This window comes from Cyanobium sp. Tous-M-B4 (assembly GCF_024345395.1).
Taxonomy (GTDB): Bacteria; Cyanobacteriota; Cyanobacteriia; order PCC-6307; family Cyanobiaceae; genus Cyanobium_A.
Genome location: NZ_JAGQBA010000001.1, coordinates 461431 through 482723, shown reverse-complemented (window position 1 = coordinate 482723; position 21293 = coordinate 461431). Strand labels below are relative to the sequence as shown.

General features: G+C 62.0%; 20 protein-coding genes. 4 read left to right on the top strand and 16 right to left on the bottom strand.

Annotated elements, in window-relative coordinates; all coding sequences use genetic code 11:
* Positions 1–39: 39 nt before the first annotated feature.
* The 6 genes from KBY73_RS02415 to KBY73_RS02390 form a co-directional block, all read right to left on the bottom strand.
* Entirely contained in the window at positions 40–2526 is a 2487-nt protein-coding gene (locus KBY73_RS02415) for a type II secretion system protein GspD (protein WP_254935630.1), read from the bottom strand.
* 117 nt (positions 2527–2643) lie between these two features.
* The gene (locus tag KBY73_RS02410; RefSeq protein WP_254935485.1) at positions 2644–3378 is read right to left on the bottom strand and encodes a hypothetical protein; all 735 of its coding nucleotides are present in this window, start codon (positions 3376–3378) and stop codon (positions 2644–2646) included.
* On the bottom strand, positions 3378–4094 hold the full coding sequence (locus KBY73_RS02405) for a PilN domain-containing protein (RefSeq protein WP_254935484.1): 717 nt from the start codon (positions 4092–4094) through the stop codon (positions 3378–3380). The genes KBY73_RS02410 and KBY73_RS02405 overlap by 1 nt, the downstream gene beginning before the upstream one ends.
* Positions 4091–4906 carry a hypothetical protein gene (locus KBY73_RS02400; protein ID WP_254935483.1) on the bottom strand — a complete coding sequence of 272 codons (816 nt, stop codon included), beginning with the start codon at positions 4904–4906 and terminating at the stop codon, positions 4091–4093. Before KBY73_RS02400 ends, KBY73_RS02405 begins: the two co-directional genes overlap by 4 nt.
* Before the next feature lie 103 nt (positions 4907–5009).
* Positions 5010–6209: a quinone-dependent dihydroorotate dehydrogenase gene (locus tag KBY73_RS02395; protein WP_254935482.1), complete on the bottom strand. Its 1200-nt coding sequence runs from the start codon at positions 6207–6209 to the stop codon at positions 5010–5012.
* 10 nt (positions 6210–6219) lie between these two features.
* Positions 6220–7014, bottom strand: a complete 795-nt coding sequence (locus tag KBY73_RS02390; RefSeq protein WP_396096436.1) for a ribonuclease H — start codon at positions 7012–7014, stop codon at positions 6220–6222.
* A gap of 71 nt (positions 7015–7085) precedes the next feature.
* On the opposite strand from KBY73_RS02390, the gene KBY73_RS02385 reads away from it, so the two are divergent.
* Positions 7086–7826: a DUF3747 domain-containing protein gene (locus KBY73_RS02385; RefSeq protein WP_254935480.1), complete on the top strand. Its 741-nt coding sequence runs from the start codon at positions 7086–7088 to the stop codon at positions 7824–7826.
* 299 nt (positions 7827–8125) lie between these two features.
* On the opposite strand, the gene rplL is transcribed toward KBY73_RS02385, so the two are convergent.
* Both rplL and rplJ read right to left on the bottom strand, forming a co-directional pair.
* Complete coding sequence (gene rplL / locus KBY73_RS02380; RefSeq protein ID WP_254935479.1) at positions 8126–8509, bottom strand: 50S ribosomal protein L7/L12; 384 nt, start codon at positions 8507–8509, stop codon at positions 8126–8128.
* Between the two features lie 50 nt (positions 8510–8559).
* On the bottom strand, positions 8560–9084 hold the full coding sequence (gene rplJ, locus KBY73_RS02375) for a 50S ribosomal protein L10 (RefSeq protein WP_254935478.1): 525 nt from the start codon (positions 9082–9084) through the stop codon (positions 8560–8562).
* 253 nt (positions 9085–9337) lie between these two features.
* Between rplJ and KBY73_RS02370 the strand changes: the two genes are divergently transcribed.
* A complete protein-coding gene (locus KBY73_RS02370) occupies positions 9338–10819 on the top strand; it encodes an ABC transporter permease subunit (protein ID WP_254935477.1) in 1482 nt (493 codons plus the stop codon).
* Here the strand turns inward: KBY73_RS02370 and rplA are convergent.
* The 6 genes from rplA to gloA all read right to left on the bottom strand — a co-directional run bounded on the left by rplA (position 10803) and on the right by gloA (position 16329).
* The gene (gene rplA, locus KBY73_RS02365; protein WP_254935476.1) at positions 10803–11510 is read right to left on the bottom strand and encodes a 50S ribosomal protein L1; all 708 of its coding nucleotides are present in this window, start codon (positions 11508–11510) and stop codon (positions 10803–10805) included. The two genes, KBY73_RS02370 and rplA, sit on opposite strands and share 17 nt — an antisense overlap.
* A gap of 92 nt (positions 11511–11602) precedes the next feature.
* Positions 11603–12028, bottom strand: a complete 426-nt coding sequence (rplK, locus tag KBY73_RS02360) for a 50S ribosomal protein L11 (RefSeq protein WP_106632872.1) — start codon at positions 12026–12028, stop codon at positions 11603–11605.
* Positions 12029–12132: 104 nt separating this feature from the next.
* Positions 12133–12747 carry a transcription termination/antitermination protein NusG gene (nusG, locus tag KBY73_RS02355; RefSeq protein WP_254935629.1) on the bottom strand — a complete coding sequence of 205 codons (615 nt, stop codon included), beginning with the start codon at positions 12745–12747 and terminating at the stop codon, positions 12133–12135.
* Between the two features lie 131 nt (positions 12748–12878).
* Positions 12879–13139 carry a preprotein translocase subunit SecE gene (gene secE, locus KBY73_RS02350; RefSeq protein WP_396096432.1) on the bottom strand — a complete coding sequence of 87 codons (261 nt, stop codon included), beginning with the start codon at positions 13137–13139 and terminating at the stop codon, positions 12879–12881.
* 47 nt (positions 13140–13186) lie between these two features.
* Positions 13187–15925 carry an ATP-dependent Clp protease ATP-binding subunit gene (locus KBY73_RS02345; protein WP_254935475.1) on the bottom strand — a complete coding sequence of 913 codons (2739 nt, stop codon included), beginning with the start codon at positions 15923–15925 and terminating at the stop codon, positions 13187–13189.
* 11 nt (positions 15926–15936) lie between these two features.
* Entirely contained in the window at positions 15937–16329 is a 393-nt protein-coding gene (gloA, locus tag KBY73_RS02340) for a lactoylglutathione lyase (RefSeq protein WP_254935627.1), read from the bottom strand.
* Positions 16330–16483: 154 nt separating this feature from the next.
* Here gloA and eno point away from each other — a divergent pair, with 154 nt between their 5' ends.
* Together eno and KBY73_RS02330 are read left to right on the top strand one after the other, a co-directional pair.
* Positions 16484–17779: a phosphopyruvate hydratase gene (gene eno / locus KBY73_RS02335; RefSeq protein ID WP_254935474.1), complete on the top strand. Its 1296-nt coding sequence runs from the start codon at positions 16484–16486 to the stop codon at positions 17777–17779.
* Between the two features lie 197 nt (positions 17780–17976).
* Positions 17977–19407 (top strand): GGDEF domain-containing protein, encoded by a 1431-nt coding sequence (locus KBY73_RS02330; protein ID WP_254935473.1) that lies wholly within the window; start codon positions 17977–17979, stop codon positions 19405–19407.
* Here the strand turns inward: KBY73_RS02330 and KBY73_RS02325 are convergent.
* Entirely contained in the window at positions 19364–21016 is a 1653-nt protein-coding gene (locus KBY73_RS02325; RefSeq protein WP_254935626.1) for an AarF/ABC1/UbiB kinase family protein, read from the bottom strand. The two genes, KBY73_RS02330 and KBY73_RS02325, sit on opposite strands and share 44 nt — an antisense overlap.
* The gene (locus KBY73_RS02320) at positions 21016–21279 is read right to left on the bottom strand and encodes a hypothetical protein (RefSeq protein ID WP_315858392.1); all 264 of its coding nucleotides are present in this window, start codon (positions 21277–21279) and stop codon (positions 21016–21018) included. Before KBY73_RS02320 ends, KBY73_RS02325 begins: the two co-directional genes overlap by 1 nt.
* Positions 21280–21293 lie beyond the last annotated feature (14 nt).

Here is a 21293-nt window from a genome sequence, read left to right as displayed (position 1 = left end):
CCTAACGATCCGAACCGAAAACAATAATGTTAGCCAAGATTAATTGCCGCCCGGGCCATTCATTGCCCCGAAGAATTCACGCCCAGCAGCAGTTCCGGGCTGATAGCCATAGCCATAGACTCCACCTTGATCATCGTTAACTATTCGCGGCGACACCATGATCACGAGTTCACGCTTTTCTTTACGCCCCGAACTTGACCTAAAGAATTGACCGATCAAAGGCATGTCGCCAAGGATGGGCCACTTGCTAACCTCAGTTCTATCGAATTCAGAAATAACACCAGTCATAATAAGTGTTTGACCGTCGCGGACGCGCAAAGCTCCTGTATCAAGACTACGAATACTAAGGATATTTAGATTTGATCCGCAGCCCTGGGGAGCAACCTCTTGATTAGTAACTGCTGAAACGCTTGGAGACAAAACGAAAGTGACAAATCCGTTGTCATCGATTTTCTCTACCCTGGCACCTAAAACAAGCCCAGCAGTAGACAACTCCGGGGTACATACAACATTACCGCCCTGGGATGGCGTCTCCGTCTCGTAACCCGTAACCACATTAGTACCAACACGAACAACTCCTTCATTGGCACGCCTTCTACCAATAGCGCTATCTAATCCAATGTTAGTGATGCCTTGACTAGCAGCTTGAGAAGATCCGCTAGAAGCCGCTGCCTCGGACCCCTCTCTCAACAGTGAAGGATTTTCCTGGAGAATTAAGGTGGGACTAGCAAGCAACTTGGTAGAACCTGAAACTATCTGTGCTCGCACAAAGTCAAAAAATGTATTATCAGAATAAAGAGATCCCGGATTGGGACGCACAGTTCCCGAAACAGACCTGTCGAAAACATTTCCAGACGACCTGGAAGTAGAGACACTTCTACCTGTATTGCGAGACAAAATACGTTCTATTGATCGCTTTGTACTGTCTGACAGCGTTTCACTACTGCTATCAACAGGCACAACAACTAGACGCTCCCCAGCCTCGGTAAGCTTAAATCCTGTAGCAGACTGAAGCTCGCTGTTAATATCTCTCAACTGAGATCGAGTGAGCGACAAGTCTCTAGACCTATCAACTACGAGTGACGAAGTGGACTGAGAAGACGAGCTTCGATCAATAGACTCAAGAGGCCCAGAACTTTGCCGATCAAATGCACCTTCTCCAGGAGGCAAGTTCTGACCAAAAGCCCCTAAAAGCTGCCCACTATCGTTAACAATAAAGTTATTGCCCCACTTAAAGGCAAATGAATTATCAATTTCGGATACATTGTCGAGGTTGACATCAAGAATTCGCACGCTCAAGGCAACCTGCCGCTGACGAAGATCTAGCTGCTTGAGATACTGTTCTGCGACTGAAACGATAACAGGATCGCCAACAAGGGTAATCGTGCCTAAGCGAGTATCGGTTGTAGCCCTGAGGCCAAGCAAGGGGCCGCTGGAAGCTCCATAGGCTTCCACATTAGTAATTGAGCTTGACTGTGTCGTTTGAGAGTTGGCGCCTGAAGAGACAGCTTCACCCTGGGCAACACCCTGGGTTACCGAAGTGGTAATCGTGTTGGTCTTGGTAACTGTTGCCCCAAGATTAGCCAGGTAATCAGCAGCCGCATTCGGGCCCACCTGATTTAGGCGATAGACCTTCGACAACTGGGGCCCAAAGGTTTTGGATAAGGCTTTGGGACCGGCAAGAATCATGTTGCCTTCACGCCTTCCTTGCAAACCAGCTGCCAGCAAAGCTGTATTGAAAGCACGACCATAACTTTCACCGCGGAATGCCAGAGATATTCGAGTTGATCCTGCATCAACCCCACCAGCAGCGGGATTAGCTGCATCAGCTTCTGCTACGTAGGCAAAGCCATACCCCCCCACCTGGGCAAGAGCCATCAAGGCATCTTTGGCCGGTGCATTCTTAAGGGTCATGGTGACCGCGGGGCCACTTAGATTTAAATAGCCAGGATTGCGCAGTGTCATCGATCCCACGGCCATATCACCGAGGGGGGGGGCCACTGCCCGAGGCTGAAGCGGCGGTGCAAAGGTGGCCTGAGGGATATAGCCAGGCTGCCGAGCATTGAAACGGGCTACCGGAAGAGACACCTGGGCCGAGGCTGGGAAGCTGATGATCATGTTGACTCCATCCCCACTCACCACAGGCCGGCCCAATGGGGCTCCCGCTACGGGCGTGACACCAACTCGGTAGCTACTGCCGGATCCGTCCAGGGTGATGGTCTGAAATCCAAGTTCGGGCATAGACAGCCGCTGGGGTCCAACCCGTAGGCCCGAAGGGGTGGCTGTGGTGAGCAAACCCTGCCAGCCGTTGGCACCACTGGATTGCTGCAGCTGCGGCGCCAGACCAGCCCCTTCGATCACCAATTCAACCGAATCACTGAGACGGCGCACCTTTAGTTGCAAAGGTCCGGTAGCTGGCACCTCGGCAGCTTTCGCACTGGGCGATCCAGTCACGCTGGTGCCAGCGCCAGGAGTACGAGGGGCGGCCTGAACCGCCGCTTCAGCCAGGGCAATTACGGGAAGCACTGTGGCCAAGGCAGCCGATGCCAATCGAGACCGGAGAGGGCTTGCCAACTGGACCAATGCTACTCAAATCTAATCTTAGCGAAAATATCTCTGAAAAGCCAGGAGCCAATGAGTCAATTAGGACTTTTTAGGAATTGGCGGAGCTATCTTGCCGTCAGTGGTTTGATAAGAAGTCAGCATCAATTTGAGCTCGGTTTTCGCCGCCACTGGGCCACTACCTAGAACAGCAGAACCCGCCGGAGGCGCAGCCTGAGCTCCGGCCTTAGCTGGATCTACCAAAGCCAAAGACAAATTGCTCTGGCTCACAAGCACACTCAGCTTTTCGGTAGCTCGCATAAATGCCAGCAGGCTTGGATAACTACCGCGAGCAGTTAGCAACACCTTCTGAGCCTTCAAACCAGCAGCTTCCATGGGAGAAGCTGGCGGTGGGGGCGGAGCCGTTTCACCCTTCTTTGCTTCTACCGCCGGCACGGGTGCTGGCGCTGCCACCGGCTCATAGAGATCAAGCTGCACTCCTTGGCGAGCAGCTTCCGCGTCCAACTGGGCCAGGAAGGTGACAAATTCGCCACTGCCCTCGATTAATTGCAGCACCTGCAGCTGCTTACGCTCTGCCGCGCTCTTGGCCTCGGCAATTTTGGCAATCTGGGCTCTCAGCAGAGGGATGCGGCTCTTGAGTTCCTCCAATTGGGCCAAGCGTTCACTGTCGGCTTGAAGGCGCAACCACTGAGGCACTACCCCAAAGCCAACAATCAAAGCAGTAACTACCGCAGCAATGCCAATCGGCACACCCAACAGCAAACGCTGCTGCAACTTGGTGGCATTGGGATTAGCAACATCTTGAAGATTAGTCATCAGAGCAGGCCCTCCTTTTGAAGCAGATCGAGGCGCCGCACCAAACCTTCAGAGCCCAGCTGGGTGAGGATCTGTTTTTCCGCTAGCGGACTAATCGGTGGGCGGAAGTTCACCTGGATCTCAAAACTGACCGGTGCCACTAATGCTTGGGCTTGGGGTGTATTTGCTGCACCCGCTTCACGGGAGGCCTTCACCATGGTGATTGAATTTGGATCAAGCAAGGGCGAACGCTTCAGCTGCAGCTGCAGCGCGTTGATACGGGCAAAAGCCTGGGGATCACGCGATAGCCCCTTAAGCCGATAACCAGTGCCTTCTTCAGCAGCACTAGTGAGCTGGATTCCCTCAGGCACCCTCATTTGCAGATCCCGCAGCACTGCTGAACCGGATCTCACTGACAGCAAGCCCTTAACCAAATCCTGATTGGCCTTTGTCACCCCATTGAGCTTGGCTCTACTGGCGTTCAGCTGGGTTTCAAACAACTGCACCTCCGCTTCCACGCTGCCTAGGCCTTCGATAGCCGAGCTCACCATCAAGGCTCTCAAAAACACCAATACCGCCACGCCAAGGGAGACGCCAACCAGTGCAGCACCGATCACCACACCCTGGACAAGCCAGCGGCGCCCCTGGATAGAGGCCTCAGCTGGCTCGGGCAGATTCAGCTCCTGGCGTTTTTCACGCAGCAGATCAAACTGGGAGGCCATCGGTGTGGAGCTCATTGGGCCAACTCCAGGCCGGCAAGTCCTTGCAGCGCAAGGGATCCAAAGCCGTCACGCTCGAGCAGCTCGGCCTCCAGGCCTAGGGCCTGTTGCAATCCTTCCAGATCCGGCATTGATTCGGCGAGCAGCAGCCTCACGGGTGCTTTGGGTGCATGGTGGCTGCAATAAAAATCCAGGCTCTGCTGCAGGGCCGGTAACAACTCCGGCATAGTCCCAGGCAGTAGCCGCTCAAATTCAGGAACACCCTGGCGCCAGATGGTTAGAACGGTCTGCTGGTCGAGCTGCTGCAAAAGGGCTAGCAGGGTGGAAGCTGGAGTGGCTTCTAGCTCATCGCTGAGCGCTCCCATCAAGCACACCTGAGCCGGCAGCAGATGTTGCAGGGTGCCGCCAGCTATCGCAAACACCTCCACCCAGGCCTCCACCACCGAGCGATCTGCGGCCACCACCAGGGAGCTGGAAGTATTTCCAGGTAGGGGCTGCACATCGACGTAAGCGTCATCCAACGCAAACGGCAGCCGCAGATCCGGGTTCAGATCGCGTAGCTCATCGATTGAATCCACGGGTTGCTGCGCGCTAGCCCATTCGACCACCCGCCAATGGGCCGCCTGGCGGGGCAGGGACACCACGAGCTGGGAATCAATCCCACCGTGCTCGAGCAGCAGATCACCGATGAAATCGCCCACGGCATCCACGAGCTGGGGCACCCCATTACGGCAGGTGCGCGCCGGTATCGGCGCCGACCAAGCTGGCTCAACTGGCTGGCCCCGTTTAACGGACTGGCCAAGCACCAACTGCTCGGACAAATCCACCATCACCAATTTGGGAAATAGCTGGGCACGGAGGGGGCGCCAGGTGTTTTGGAGTCCCGCCAGTACCAAGGTGTAAATCCTTTCTCTATAGCAACTTACCGAACTTTCAGCGCCAGGCCAGACCCGTGCCCACGGCTGCGCTGATATGGCTGAGGCCATGGCGATCCAGCTGGGACGCCAGACCTTCCAAAATCTGCGGCACCAGCGCCGGCCCGCCATAGATCCAGCCGGTATAGAGCTGCACCAACGACGCCCCCGCGGTGATCCGCTCCCAAGCGCTCTCGGCCGAATCGATCCCGCCTACGCCAATCAGGGGCAAGGCTGGACCCGCCGTAGCCCGCAGCCGCCGCAGCACTTCCAGGGCCCTGCCCCGTAGGGGCACTCCGCTGAGACCGCCGGCCTCCTCGGCCAGGGTGCGACCCGTCTGCACCAGGCGCCGCTGCTCCAGGCCAAGGCGATGCAGGCTGGTGTTCACGGCGATTACGCCGGCCAGCCCCTCCTCGTAGGCCATGCGGGCGATGGCATCAATGGCGTCGTCTTCCAGATCCGGCGCGATCTTCACCAGCAGCGGCGGGCAGGCCGGCAAGCGCCGCAGCCGCTCCACCAGGCGCCGCAACAGGGTTTCCTCCTGCAGCTCCCGCAGGCCCGGCGTGTTGGGCGAGCTCACATTGATCACCGCATAGTCGGCTAGGGGGGCGAGTAGCTCCAGGGAGGAGGCGTAGTCGTCGGGGGCCAGCTCCAGGGAGGTGATCTTGGATTTGCCCAGGTTGATGCCCAGCACTGCCGGGCGCTGGCCCGGTGCCGGCAGCTGCTGGCGCTCCAGGGTGCGGCGCAGCACCTGGGCGCCGCCGTTGTTGAAGCCCATGCGGTTGAGCGCCGCCCGCTCGGCAGCCAAACGAAACAGCCGTGGCTTGGGATTGCCCGGCTGGCCGTGCCAGGTGACCGTGCCCAGCTCGGCGAAGCCAAAACCAAACAAATGCCAGATCCCTGCTGCTACACCGTTTTTGTCAAATCCTGCCGCCAGGCCCACCGGGTTAGAGAAGCGGCAGCCAAACAGGGTTTGCTCCAGCCGGGGATCGGGGCGCTGCAGCTCAGCGGCCAAGCCCGCCAGGGCGCCACTCACCAAGGGCCACTGGCGCCGCAAAGAGGCCTGGGCCAGGGCCGTAAGGGTGAGCTGGCTGAGCTGCTCGGCGTCAGCGCCGTCATCGCGGCCCAGCAGCGGACCCACCAGCCGCCCATACAAAGCATCTGTGCTGGTGCGAACCGTGCTGGTGCCAGCCCTGCTCGATGAGCCTGAATCCACCATCAGCCGCCGCCTACTCCCGCGCGTCCAATCCTCCCTCGTCCCGTTGCAAACGCCAGCGCCCTCCAGCCAGGGGCAACACCTGCCAGTCGCGCCAGCGCCAGGGGCCACTGCGGCGCTCCAGTTGCTGCAAGGGCTGCTCCACCAGCTGGGCCAGCTCCACCAAGCTGAGACCGTAGCCCTGGCCAGCGAAGCGATCGGCTAGCTCAAGGCGGCTCAGCAGCTGCTGCAGGCCAGCAGGGGCCGGGTCGGCAATCGCTGGTCCAGGGGAGGCGTTTTTAGTGCTGGGACCATCAGCAGGGACGTCGGCAGGAACATCGGCTTCGATCCGGGCAGTGGCGATCACCTCGCCAGCCGCCATGGCCGGCATCTGACCCTTGGAAAAGGCCACGGCGATGGCATCACAGCGGTCGTTGTCTGGATCACCGCTGTGACCCTTGACGTGCACCAGGGACACCCCTTCAAGCCGGGCCTGGTCCAGCTGCTCCCATAGATCCCGATTGAGCACCGCCCCGCCGGAGGCCGTGCGCCAGCCCTTGCGCTTCCAGCCCTGGATCCACTTGCTGAAACCATCGATCAGGTAGCGGCTGTCGGTGCGAATGCTGAGCTGGTCCGGACGGGGCAGCTCCTTGATGGCCTCCAACAGGGCCAGGGCTGCGGTGAGCTCCATGCGGTTGTTGGTGGTGGCCCGATCGGCGCCGCCCATCTCATGCACCGTGCCATCCTCGAAGCGCAGCAAGGCCCCCCAGCCGCCTGGGCCCGGATTGCCACTGCAAGCACCATCACAGGCCGCAGCCACCACTTTCACCGGCTTAGCCGCCACTGGACAACCCCCGAAAATTCGCTAGAGAACCCATCTGCCCCTTGCTGCGCCCCGCCATGGACCCATCCAAACCGGGCCTGACCAGGAGCCAGGCAGAGCGCCGAACCTACCGTCCCTGGCGAAACGCCCTGCTGGCAGGTGCGGCCCTGGCCGCCCTCACCCCCTGGGCAGAGGCCGCCAACCTGTTCAATAGCCGGCCGCTCGATGCGAGCAGCTTCGCCGTGCTGGCGCGGCCCCTGGGGCGCAGCGACTGGAACCTGCTGGTGCTTGAGCAGATCCAACCCCAACCCCGCTGCTGGCAGGAGCGCCCCGACGGCCTGATCGACCCGGCCCTCAACCGCTTCAACTTCACCGGCATCTGCAGCCGCTATCTCGACAGCAACGGCTACTCCCTGCGCATCGGCGATCAGGATCTGGCCAGTCGCTACCGGCTGCAGCTGCGCCAGAGCGGCAACGAACTGCAACTGCAGGCCAGCACCCCCAGCGATCCCACCACCCTGGTCGTTGCCCGCGCCCAGGTGCCCCTGCGGGATCGAGACGGGTTTGTAGCCCTGAAACTCGAATCAGGCTGGGACCTGCAACGCCGCACCTTTGGCGAGCAGACCCTCAATCACCTGTACTTCGCCAACGCCGCACCCCTGCCCAAGCTACTAGCCGCAGCCAGCGGCAGCTCCCAACCCCCAGCCAGGCCTGGAGCCCAGCTCGGCCTGCGGCCGCCTGTTGCCCCCCCGAGCCTGCTGGCCCAGGGCATGGGCCAGGGCCCGATTCGCTTGCCAGTAATTCCCTTCCGCGATTGATGCCCGGGTGCCAGTTGCCGGAGAGTCCCAGTCCAGCTAGCCGATCCCAAAGCCTGCCATTAAGTTTCTGGGGTGTGAGGAGTGGGAACGCTCTTCCGGGGTCGAAACGAGGACAGACTCCCAGAATCGTTCCAACTCAGAGCCCTGCCTTTGGCGGGGCTTTTTTATTGGTCACATCGTTTTGTTGGTCCCTCCTTTTTATTAGTTACTGCATCAAAAAACCGGCCCTGGTGGGGCCGGTCTGATGGCAACGAAAGACGTTGGTAGGAAGGTGATAGGGCCTCAAAGGGCCCAATCGATCACTTAATCGAAACCTTGCCGCCGACTTCTTCCACAGCTTTTTTGATGGATTCGGCTTCGCCTTTGGCGATGCCTTCCTTGATGGCGCAGGGAGCGCTTTCCACCAGAGCCTTGGCTTCGCCCAGGCCGAGGCCGGTGACTTCGCGGACGGCCTTGAGAACCTTGATCTTGGCAGCGGCGTCAAAGCTGTCGAGCATGACGTCGAATTCGGTCTGCTCCTCGGCGGCTTCAGCAGCAGCAGCGGGAGCTGCGGCCATCATGACGCCCGCGGAAGCGGCGGCGGATACACCAAAAGCCTCTTCGATCTGCTTGACGAGCTCGGAAGCTTCAAGCAGGGAAAGAGTCTTCAGTGACTCGAGAATTTGGTCGGTTGTAGCGGACATGGTTGAGAATCAGCAACAGATCTGTTTGTGAACAGTCGGATCGGGGGAGCTCAGCTGTCGCCTTCGGCGTGCTGTTTGAGCGCCCGGGCAAGACCGGACGGAACCTCGTTGATACCCACGGCCAGCTTGGTAGCCACGGCATTGATCGCACCTGCGATCTGGGCCATGAGCACCTCCTTGGTGGGCAGATCCCCGATGGCCTTGATGTCGTTTTGGGAGAGGAGTTTGCCTTCGAAAAGGCCACCCTTCACCTCAGACTTCTTCGTGTCCTTCTGGAAGGACTGCACGGCCTTCACCGCACCGCCTACATCGCCCTTAACAAGGACGAAGGCGTTGGTGCCGGTGAGTAGGGAATCGAGATTCGACCAGGCGGTATTTCCATCAATGGCGCGGCGCATCAAGGTGTTTTTGGTCACCTTGCACACCCCCTTGCTGGCCTGCAAACGAATCCGCAGATCAGACATCTCCTTGATGGACAAGCCCTTGAAATCAAGGACAAGCGCCATTTCGGCCTCGCCGAGGAGCACCTTGAGCTCATCGACGATCTGTTGCTTGCTCTCCAGCGTGCGGCCCATAGGAAAGGAACGGATCAGGGGAACAAGCCGGGAACGCGGCCCGGGACGTTGACTTTCCCAAGGGGAAGGTCAACTCGAGGCCGCTGCACGCTCCACAACCCTTCCGGACGAATCCTTCCTGGTGCCAAACCTGTCGCGATCACCTCGGCAGGGCTTATGGACCGAAATCCACCTGCTGTCTGGGGTAGGGCGCGTGCCCTTCTGGACAAAGCCAGAGGTCCACACTACACACTGCCCATACCTGAGCTCAGCCATGCCTGCCTCTCGCCGCCGCGGCACCATGTTGCTCAGCATGGTGATGGCCTTGGTGCTGGCCTTGGTGGTAAGCCTGGCGATTCCAGCCCGAGCGACCCCCGCCTGGACCGTAGGCACCGATCCCACCTATGCCCCCTTCGGCATGACTGATGGGGCCAGCGGCGAGCTGCGGGGCTTCGATATCGAGCTGATCGAAGCGATCGCCAAGCGCACTGGCCAGCGGCTCAAGCTCACAGCTCTGCCCTTCGATGGCCTGATACCTGCCCTGCAAGCGGGCAACCTCGACCTGGCGATCAGCGCCATGACGATCACCGCCGAGCGGGCAGAAACCGTCGACTTTTCGCGCCCTTATTTTGCCGCTGGCTTGGGCATAGTTGTGCGGGGAGGCACCCGGGGCATCGCCAACCTCAAGGATCTAGAAGGACGCACGATCGCCGTTCAGATCGGTTCCACCGGCGCAAAGGCCATGGCAGCCGTGCCCGGAGCCAAGCTGAGCACCTTTGATTCAGGTCCTCTCGCCCTGCAGGAGCTCCTAAACGGCCACGTGGAGGCCTACGTAAATGACCTTCCTGCCACCTTGTATGCGATCGAAACCGCTGGCCTCGATGGCATCGAGATCGCCGGCAAGCCCCTCACCAGCGACTTCTACGGCATCGCCTTCCCCAAGGGCTCTGGCCTGCGCGAAGCAGTAAACAAGGGGCTGGGCCAGGTACTGGCCGATGGCAGCTACGCCCGTATCTATGAGCGGTGGTTTGGGCAGAGCCCGCCAGCTCTGCCCCAGCGAGCCCCTGCTCTCGATAGCCGCAGGGATAGCGCCGGACTTGACGGGGTGCAGTTGCTGCGCAATTTGATCCGCGGTGCGGGCGTGACCCTGGCGCTGACCCTCTGCTCCTTCTGCCTAGGCCTAATCGGCGCCGGCCTAGTAGCTGCAGGGCTACTGGGTGCCAACCCAGTGATACAGCGCTGCTGCCGCATCTACGTCGACTTCTTTCGCGGCACGCCAATTTTGGTGCAGCTGTTCGTGATCTACTTCGGCGTGCCTGCCCTAGCTCGCCAACTGGGAGTAGAGCTGCAACTAGATCGCTTCGCCGCAGCCGTGCTCGCCCTAGGGCTAAACGGCGCTGCCTACCTAGCCGAAACCCTACGAGCAGGAATTATTTCCATTGACCGAGGCCAATGGGAGGCCTCAAGGGCCCTGGGGCTCAAGCCCCTAACGGCGCTGCAGCTGATAATCCTGCCCCAGGCCCTGCAGCGGGTGCTGCCCTCCTTAGCCAATGAGTTCATCACGCTGATTAAGGACACCAGCCTGGCGGCGGTGATCGGCTTCGACGAACTTTTCCGCCAAGGGCAGCTGGTGGTGGCCACCAGCTACCGGGCGTTTGAGGTTTACCTAGCGGTGGCCTTGGTGTATCTAGTGATGACCACCACGGCCTCGCTGCTGTTCAAGCAGCTGGAGCGGCGACTCAGCCTTCCTGCTTGAGGTCCTGCAGGGCCGAGAAGTCGACTTCCACCGAAGGGCCCATGGTGGAGGTCACATAGAGGCTCCTCCAATAGCGGCCTTTGGCACCGCTGGGCTTGTTGCGATCGATGGTCTCCTGCAGGGCCTTGAGGTTCTCGAGCAAGTTGGCGGCAGTGAAGCTGGCCTTGCCAAAGCGCACGTGCACGATGCCACTGCGGTCGGCGCGAAACTCAAGTTTGCCGGCCTTGAACTCGTTGATGGCGCCAGCCAGATCGGTGGTGACGGTGCCTGCCTTGGGGTTGGGCATCAGGCCGCGGGGACCGAGCACCCGGCCAAGCTTGGCCACCTTGGGCATCATGTCCGGGGTGGCGATCAGCAGGTCGAAGTTCATCTCGCCTTTGGCGATCTGATCCACCAGATCGTCGTCACCAGCGAGGTCGGCGCCGGCAGCCTTGGCGGCGGCCACGGCTTCACCGCGGGCGATCACGGCAATGCGGATGGCCTGGCCGGTGCCGTGGGGCAGGGCCACGGTGGTGCGCAGCTGCTGGTCGGTGTACTTGGGGTCGATCCCGAGGCGCACGTGGGCCTCCAGGGTTTCGTCAAACTTGGCGTTGGCGTTGGTCTGAACCAGCTCAATGGCCTCTAGAGGGCTGTAGCTGCGGTCTTCGACCTTGGCGCTGAGCGCTAAGAAGCGCTTGGAGATTTTCGGCATGGTGGGGATGGGGTACGGGCGATTCAGGGCGTGGCTGTTGAGCAGATGAACTGATCAAGGCTGCCTGGATCTCCCCCGAATAAGGGGTGGAATTAATCGTTAACGGCGACGCCCATGTTGCGGGCGGTGCCTTCGATGATGCGCATGGCCGATTCAACGCTGGTGCAGTTGAGGTCGGGCAGCTTGGTTTTGGCGATCTCCTCGAGCTGGGCGCGGCTGATGGCACCCACCGAACCCTTGGCAGAGGTGGCGGCACCCTTCTCGATACCGGCTGCTTTGGAGATCAGCACGGAAGCGGGAGGGGTCTTGGTGATGAAGGTGAAGCTGCGGTCTTCAAAGACCGAAATTTCAACCGGGATCACATATCCAGCCTTCTCCTGCGTCCGAGCGTTGTACTCCTTGCAGAACGCCATGATGTTGACGCCGTGCTGACCGAGGGCAGGGCCCACCGGCGGCGCGGGGTTGGCTTTGCCGGCTTGGAGGGCCAGCTTGATAACGGCAACGACTTTCTTGGCCATCGTCTAAGGCTACGGGGCGAATCTGCGGATCACCCCCATCGCCGGGGATGTGAACTGAAACGGCCGCCCTCCGCAGGGAGACGGCCGCTGAGCGGGGCCGAAACCTAGCTCTGCTTGCTGATCTGGGAAAACTCGAGCTCCACCGGGGTTTCCCGGCCAAAGATCGAGAGCAGGGCCTTGAGCTTGTTGCGCTCGCCGGAAACCTCGATCACCTCACCCTGGAAATCCTTGAAAGGACCAGCCGTAACCAGGATCTGATCGCCTTCGGCGAGATCCACCTTGACGACTGCCTTCTTTTCTGCGGCTCGCTTAAAGATGCGATCCACTTCTGTGCGGCTGAGCGGCCGAGGCTTGATGTGGCCGCGGGCCTTGGCCGTTGCACGCCGCTCCTCTGCCCCCACGAAATTGATCACGTTTGGGGTGCTGCGCACCGCCATCATGGTGTCTTCGTCGAGCACCATTCGCACCAGCACATAGCCAGGGAACACCTTTTCCTCCGTGCTCTGGCGCGAGCCATCCTTCTTCAGCTTCATCCCCGGGGTCTGGGGGATCTCGATCTCGAGGATCCGGTTGTCGACGCCCAAGGTGACGGCGCGCTGCTCGAGCGTTGCCTTCACCTTCTTCTCGCAGCTGGAGGCCACCTGCACGGCGTACCAGCGGGCCACCTGCATCTTCTCAACCGGCGCCGGTGCTTCCAGCACCTCAGACACGGGCGCCAGCTCTTGGGCCCCAAGCTCGAGCTCTTCGGCCGCAAGCTCGGTGGCTTCGTTTTGGCTGTCGGTCAGGGACTCAGACACGGGGCTCAGGAAAGAAACGGGATCAACGGACGGGGGCTCGACTACGGATCGGCTCAACGGAACACCTGATTAGCCCCCCAGCCATAAAAACGATCGATGGCGGCGATCGCTGCCGCCGAGAGACTCACCATCAAGATCACGGCCACCGATTCGCTAAACAGCTGCTGACGGCTGGGCCAAACGACTTTGCGGAGCTCCGCCAGGGTGGCGGCAGCAAAGCCTTCAGGCACCGCCGAGGCTGCGGCAGGCGAAATGGACGCATCGGGGCTGGGTTCTGCCTCTTTGGAGTCGGGAGTTGGGGGGGTTTGGTCCACTGGCGCTCGCGCACGGGGGCGTCCGCGCGTACCGGCAAACGAACACCCTAGCCGAGGGGCACAAACGTCAAGGGATTGCCCGGCTCAACGCGCACGCCCCGAGCTCCACTGAAGCGCTCCGCCAGCAGCTCGGTGGCCAGGGGATTTTCCAGCTGGCGCCGCAGCACCCGCCGCAGGGGCCGGGCGCCGTATTCGGGCTCGTAACCCTGCTCAGCCAGGGCCTGCACCACCGGCTCCGGCACCTCCAGCTCCAGGTGCTGCTCAGCCAGCAGCCGGGCCAGCTCGGCCAGTTGTAGGCGCACGATGCGCTGCAGGTCGGCCGGGCCAAGGGGGCGGAAGCGGATCACCTCGTCAATGCGGTTAAGGAATTCCGGCCGAAACTGGCTGGCTAATGCTTGGTCTATTTGCTGGTCGAGCCAGGTCTGCTGATCGCGCCAGGCCTGCTGGTCAGGCTCCACGCCCGCCTCCCGTGCCGCCTTTGCACTGTCGAGGATGGCGCGGCTGGCCAGGTTGCTGGTCATGATCACAACCGTGTGGCGAAAGTCCACGGTGCGGCCCTGGGAATCGGTCAGGCGGCCGTCGTCGAGCACCTGCAGCAGCAAATTGAACACCTCCGGGTGGGCCTTCTCCACCTCATCAAGCAACAAAACCGCGTAGGGCCGGCGCCGCACCGCCTCGGTGAGCTGACCGCCCTCCTCGTAGCCCACGTAGCCAGGGGGCGCCCCCACCAGCCGGGCCACGGCGTTGCGCTCCATGAATTCGCTCATGTCGAGGCGCACCAGGGCGTCGTCCTCGTCGAAAAGCGCCGCCGCCAGAGCCTTAGCCAGCTCGGTTTTGCCCACGCCGGTGGGGCCCAGAAATAAAAACGAACCCACCGGCCGCGTTGGCGACTGCATGCCGGCCCGGGCGCGGCGGATCGCCGCGGCCACCGCCGCCACCGCCTCTAGCTGGCCCACCACCCGCTCGCCCAGGAGTTGCTCCAGCTCCAGCAATTTCTGGCGCTCCCCCGCCAGCAGGCGCTGCACCGGAATGCCGGTCCAGCGGGCCACCACATCGGCGATGTCGCCCTCCTCCACCTGTTCACGCAGGATCGTCTCCCCCTTCAGTTCGGCCTCAAGGGTTTCGCGACGCTGCTGCAAGCCATTGAGCTGGTCGTGCTGCAACCGGGCTGCTTCCTCATAGTCACCCTCCCGCTCGGCCTCGGTGATGGCGTGGCGCAGGTCTTCGTCTTGCTGCAACAGCTCGCGCAGCTCCGCCAGCCGCTCCCGCTCCGCCTGCCAACGCTGCTGCAACGCCAGCAGGGTCTCGGTGGCGCGGCGGCGCTGCTCCTGCAACTGCAGCCGCTCCTCCAGCGGCGCCGCCTCAGCCGAGAGCAGGGCCAACTCCACTCGGCGCAGCTCGGCTTCGGCAGCTTCCACCAGCTGGGGCTTGGAGGTGACCTCCATGCGCAACTGGGCGGCCGCCTCGTCCACCAGATCAATGGCCGAATCGGGCAGGCAGCGATCGGCGATGTAGCGGTCGGCCAGGCGGGTTGCTGCCACCAGAGCCTGGTCGGTGATGGCCACGCCGTGGTGCAACTCGTAGCGCTCCTTTAGACCCCGCAGAATTTCCACACAGGTGTCGAGGCCTGGCTCTTTGATCAGCACCTGCTGGAAGCGGCGATCCAGGCCGGGATCCTTCTCGATGCTGCGGCGGTAGTCCTCGGCGGTGGTGGCGCCGATGCAGCGCAGGTAGCCCTGGGCCAGGGCTGGCTTGAGCACGCTGCCGGCGTCGGCATTGGAGCGATCGCCGCTCACCACCGTGTGCAGCTCGTCGATAAACAGCACCACCCCGGCGGCACCAGGAACGGCATCGGCGTCGTGCACCTCCTTGAGCACGGCCCGCAGGCGCTCCTCAAACTGGCCGCGAAACTTGGCCCCAGCGATCAAGGCGCCCAAATCCAGGGCCACCAGCCGCAGACCCTGCAGCGAGTCGGGCACCTCGCCGGCCACGATCCGCTGGGCCAGCAACTCGGCCACGGCGGTTTTGCCGACGCCGGGCTCACCGATCAGCACCGGGTTGTTCTTGCTGCGGCGTGAGAGCACCTGAATCAGGCGGCGCATCTCCAGGTCGCGGCCGATCACCGGGTCGAGTTCGCCAGCCCGGGCCGCTGCGGTGAGGTCGCGGCCGTAGAGCTCCAGTGCACTGGGCTCGGGCGGCTCCTGCTCCAGTGGGGCGGCAACCAGTGGGGCTGCAAGTGGGGCGGCAGCGACCGGCGCCAGCGGAGACGGGCCCGCATCGATCCAGGCGTCGGGGGCGGGAGCTGGCGCCTGCGGGGGAGCAGGAGCCGGTGGGGTTGGGCTGGCAGGGGAGCCAGGCCGAAACTGGCGTTGCAGCAAGTCTTCGCTGAGCCCCTCAGCCACCAGCAATGGCGCCCCGATCCGGGGATCGCGCACCAATGCCACCAGCAGGTGGGATACGTCTAAAAGAGGGTCGCCCCAGGCGGCCCGGCAGCGGTCGCCATCCTCGAGCAGATCCTCGAGAGCATCGCCGATGTACAACTCACCACCGGCGCTGCCGGGCTGGTCGACGCAGAAACTCTCGAGCTGATCGAGCAGGCGATCTGGCTCAAGCGGCAGGGGATCCAGCCAGCGCCCGAAGCGTCTCTCCAGCAGCAGGGTCTGCAGCAGATGCTCCACATCCATGGCGCCATGGCGCCAGCGGCGAGCCGTGTCCTGGGAGGACAAAAGCAACTCCCAGGCGTCTTCGCTGAAGCGATCTGGTTCGCTGGTGAGGCTTGGGGGCATGGGCTTAGCGGTCAGCCGCGGGAGGAGAGCTGGATTAGTTCCACCTTGTAACCATCAGGATCTTCCACAAAGGCGATCACCGTGTTGCCGTGCTTCATCGGGCCGGGTTCGCGCACCACCTTGCCGCCCTTAGAGCGGATTGCATCGCAAACCGACTGGATGTCCTCCACGCCTAGGGCGATGTGGCCATAGCCCGCACCAAGGTCGTAGTGACTGGTGTCCCAGTTGTGAGTTAGCTCCAGCACGGTGGTATCCCGCTCCTCGCCGTAACCCACAAAGGCGAGGGTGAAACGACCTGAGGGATAGTCCTTGCGGCGCAGCATCCGCATCCCCAACACTTCCGTATAAAAGGTGAGGGAGCGCTCCAGATCGCCAACCCGGAGCATGGTGTGCAGCATGCGCATCAGCGGATCAGGCCAGGCATCAACCTGGGCACAACAAATTCCATTGTGGCGAGCAACTGTGGCGAGCAACCCCAAGGGCGGTACCCATCAGCACAAATGGGTGGGTGGGGGTGACCCATAGGATCGCAACAGAGAGCGCCAATGGCACGTCAACGTGATCGATTCCCTCGACCTTGTTATTGACACCGTCGTGGCACGGGAGGTGTTGGATTCCCGCGGCACACCCACGGTGGAAGCCGAGGTGCTGCTGGAGGGAGGCGCCAGCGGCCGGGCGATCGTGCCGAGTGGCGCTAGCACCGGCGCCCATGAGGCCCATGAGCTGCGCGACGGCGGCAGCCGTTACTTCGGCAAGGGAGTCACCCAGGCCGTCAACAACATCGAAGAGCGAATCGCCCCGGCCCTTTGTGGCCTCAGCGCCCTTGACCAGAGCGCCGTGGACGGTGCCATGGCCGAACTCGACGGCAGTGACAACAAGTCCAGCCTCGGTGCCAATGCTGTGTTGGCCGTGAGCCTGGCCACCGCCCGGGCAGCCGCCAACGGCGTCGGCCTGCCCCTCTACCGCTACCTAGGCGGCCCGCTGGCCAACCTGTTGCCGGTGCCGCTGATGAACGTGATCAACGGCGGCGCCCACGCCTCCAACAACATGGATTTTCAGGAATTCATGTTGGTGCCCCATGGCGCCAGCAGCTTCCGCGAAGCCCTGCGCATGGGTGCGGAGGTGTTCCACACCCTCAAGGGTTTGCTGAGCAGCCAGGGCCTCTCCACCGCCGTTGGCGATGAGGGCGGCTTCGCTCCCGACCTAGCCAGCAATGACGCCGCCGGCGAACTGCTAGTGCAAGCAATCGAAAAGGCCGGCTATCGCCCCGGCGATCAAATTTCCCTGGCGCTGGACGTGGCCAGCACCGAGTTTTTCAAAGATGGCCGTTACAACTTCGGCGGCGGCAGCTATAGCAGCGCCGAGATGGTGGACCAGTTAGCCCAGCTGGCCAGCCGTTTCCCGATCGTTTCAATTGAAGACGGCATCGCCGAAGACGACTGGAATGGTTGGGCCCTACTCACCGAGCGTCTCGGCAAAACGGTGCAGCTGGTGGGCGACGACCTGTTTGTGACCAACACCGCCCGGCTACAGCGGGGCATCGACCTTGGTGTCGCCAATTCAATTCTGATCAAAGTGAATCAGATCGGCTCGCTCACCGAAACCCTGCAGGCGATCGATCTGGCCGGCCGGGCTGGCTACACCAGCGTCATCAGCCACCGCTCCGGCGAAACCGAAGACACCACCATCGCCGACCTCGCCGTAGCCACCCGCGCCGGCCAGATCAAAACCGGATCCCTCAGTCGCTCCGATCGGGTGGCTAAATACAACCAACTGCTCCGGATTGAGGACGAACTCGGCAGCCAGGCGATCTACGCCGGCGCCGAAGACCGGGGCCCCCGCGGCAAAGCCTAAGTATTTACACCTCCCCCATTAGGGGACAATAAATAAAAAAAGCTAGGGTCAGCCATTAAAGTTGCCTAATCACTTAGGGCCCGGAGGTGGCGCTGTTGGCACCCTCCGCCCAAGACCCTCCCGCCAAATTGGTGGCGTCTGAATTCGAAGCAAAAAGCCCAGAGTTCAACGCAAAGGGCTTTACGCGCCTATCAGCCATGCTCGGCGCTATAGGCATGGTTGTTACGGCTGGAGCGACCGTATTCACCTATCAACTCCTACACGAGCCTTTGGAGTCGGTTGGGGCCTCGGTGGTGAGTCACCTGGCCTCTGCCAAGTGCACCACCATTGCCCGCTCGCTCACAGCCCTTTCCCTGGCTCGCAGCGATGTGCAAAACGGGGAACCAGAGGGTGAGCGCACCGATCCCGATCCCAACGCGACCATCGGCGTAATCAGCCTCGGCAGCTGGGATCTCGAAGATTTTCATACCAGCAGCATCTCCCAGCGGGAAAGCCTGGCCATCCTGCGCCGTTTACCTCTAGACCCCCGCAACGATCCCCAGGCTCGATCAGTACGCACCGCCCTGAGCGACGCCTCCCCTGAGCTCAGGGCCGACTTAAATCAGCACCACTGCAATGAATTGGGCTACAACCTTGCCCCTCTGGCGGTGCGGGCCTATCCAATTCCGGGCCGCACCAGTGGCTGGACAGCTTTTATCTACGGTCCATGGAACATACGGGGCAAGCAAAAAGCAGCCTTCGCCCTGGTAAATCTTTCGGCCAGCATGTTGGCAATCGGTGGCCGCGATCAGGATCCAACCCTGCAAGCGCTCTTTCCAAGTGGCGCTAGCCAACTTGACGTAGGCGTGACTCTCAACCCGGCCCAGGTGCTCAAGGACGAAGCGAGCTTGCATCGGGCACTGCCCAAGCTTGAGCTAGAGCCAGAAGACCAAAAACTGGTAGGGCTACGCATCGTGCCCTTTGCCAACCAGCTGGTCAGCACTCAAGTGAGCATTGACCACAACCGGCTCAACTGGAGCTCCTGGCAGGCCGCTGCCCTGGTTTTTCTGATGGGTTCACTGGCCACCATCACGGTGGTGCTAGTGAGTCGCAATTCGGAGATCCGGCTACGCCGGCTCAATGGAGCCCTGCTGCGCGAGAGCCGCACCGATGGGCTCACCCGCATCGCCAACCGCCGCGCCTGGGATGAGAACCTCAATCTTGAAGAGAGCCGCCGCCAGCGACACGGCCATCAGTACGGGCTGGTGGTGGTTGACCTAGACGGCTTCAAGCAAATCAATGATGAGCAGGGCCATCAGATGGGCGACCAGGTGCTCAAGATCGCAGCCAGCCAGCTGGGCGACCAAATGCGCAGCACGGATTTACTGGCCCGCGTTGGCGGCGACGAGTTTGCGCTGATGGTGTTCAACCCCAGCGCCTCCGGCTTGGATGAACTGGTGGATCGCCTGCGGGATGCCCTGCAAGCCTGCGGCGTTCAAGCTTCGATTGGTGCAGCGATGAGTGAACCGCGGACCACCCTGGAGCAAACCTGGGCAAAAGCTGATGAGGCGATGTACACCTACAAGCCCCAAACCAGCAAAAAGCTCAACCCACGCCGGGCAATTGATCAATCCGGCCATCGCGCTTAAGCCGGCCTTGCAGCTTGATCCAGCTGAGCCCCACAGGCAGGCTGGCCAGCAGGGGAATTATCACTAAAGCGGGCCGGGCACTGACCGCCAGCAGGGCGGCTGCTACTCCCAAACCAGCTAGCAGCATCGACTGACCAGCAGCCTGCTGGGCCAGGGCCAAGCGCCGTAGCAGGCGATCCGTTTCGCCGGCGCGAATCTGCACCTGCAGGTCGCCCTGCTCGATGCGAGCCAGGCTGTCGTCTAATCGTTTGGGAATACCCAAGGCGCGGCTGCCTACCTCTGCCGCCTGGCGCGAGATTTCATTGAACAGGTCATTTGCACCACCGCCACTGCCACCACTTGAAGTCATTAGAGGAAGTAGGTAGGGGCGGGCAATCGCTACCAAACTAAAGCCGCTATCGAGGCTGCGGCCGACCCCCTCAAAGGTGGAGAGGGCCCGCATCACAAAGATCAGCTCTGGGGGCAACCTGAAGGGCTGGCCGTAAACCAGGTCGTAAAGGTCGCCCGATAGGCGCTCAAGCACATTGGCGGAGAAGGGAGGCGTCAGCGCCTCTTCCAGCATCACCCGCACCAGCCGCCGCACCGGGCCCGGATCAACGCCAGGTGCAATCACACCCGCCTGCTGCAGCTCCTTGACCAAACCAGCTGCGTCTCGGCCAGCTGCTGCCCGCACCATGCTGCCCAGGCGGCCCCGCAGGCGGCTGGAGAGCTGACCCATCATGCCGAAGTCGTAGTAGATGAGCGCCCCATCGGCGGCAACGGCCAGGTTGCCGGGGTGGGGATCGGCGTGAAAAAAGCCAAACCGCACCAGCTGCTGCAGGTAGCTGGCGGCGCCCTTTTCGGCTACGGCGGCGGGCACGATTCCAGCCTCCAGCAAGGCCTGGCGATCGGTGATCTTGATGCCGGGCACATAGTCGAGGCAAAGCACCCGGCGGGTACTCAATTCCCACACCACGGCAGGAATGCGGATGCCGGGATCGTCAAGAAACTGCTGGCGGAAGCGAGCCGCGTGCTCGGCCTCCAGCCGGAAGTCGAGCTCTCTGAGCAACACCCGCCGGCACTCCTGGGCAATGCCGATCCAGTCGCGGCCGCGACCCCAACGGGGATGGCGCTGGACCGCCGCGGCAACTTGTTGCATCACCTCAAGGTCAAGCCGGAAGGTGCGCTCCAAGCCGGGGCGTTGCACCTTGAGCACCACCTGACGGCCGCTGCGCAGGCTGGCGCGGTGCACCTGGGCCAGGCTGGCCGAACCCAGCGGCTCGCTCTCCAGGTCAATGATCTCGGCGCAGCGCTCACCCAACTCCTGCTCCAGCAGGTCTTGCACCACGGCAAAGGGGAAGGCGGGCACCCGGTCCTGCAGGGTGGCTAGCTGCTCCACTAATTCAGCGGGCAGCACGTCGGGACGGGCTGAAAGCAATTGGCCCAGCTTGATGAAGGCTGAGCCAAGCCCAAGGAACTCCTGGGTAAGCCAGCGGGCCCGGCGGCTCTGACGGCTCCGCTGCCGCTCAGGAGTAACACCACCTAAATAGCTCCAGGCCTGGCCGTCCCACCACAGACCGAGCAGCAGGGCCAGGGCCAACCACCAGATGCGCAGAGGCCTAAGCAGGATCACGAATCCTGGTCCAGTCGGCGAGCCATGGCAGCCACCCGGGCGCGCAGGGCATCGATTTGAGCCTGGATATCCGCAGACGGCGCCGTGATGGCGACCTCCGGCTCGTCGTCCCTCTCGATCCGGGCAGCTTCTGCTTCCACTTCGTCCCAGAAAAGCCGAAACTCCTGCCGCAGCCGCTCCGGAGCGTCCTGGGCCAGCAGAGCCAAATTGGCGGCCGCATCAACGAGGCCGCTGCCTAAGCGGGCCCCCAAGCGCTGCAAGGCAGCTTGCACAA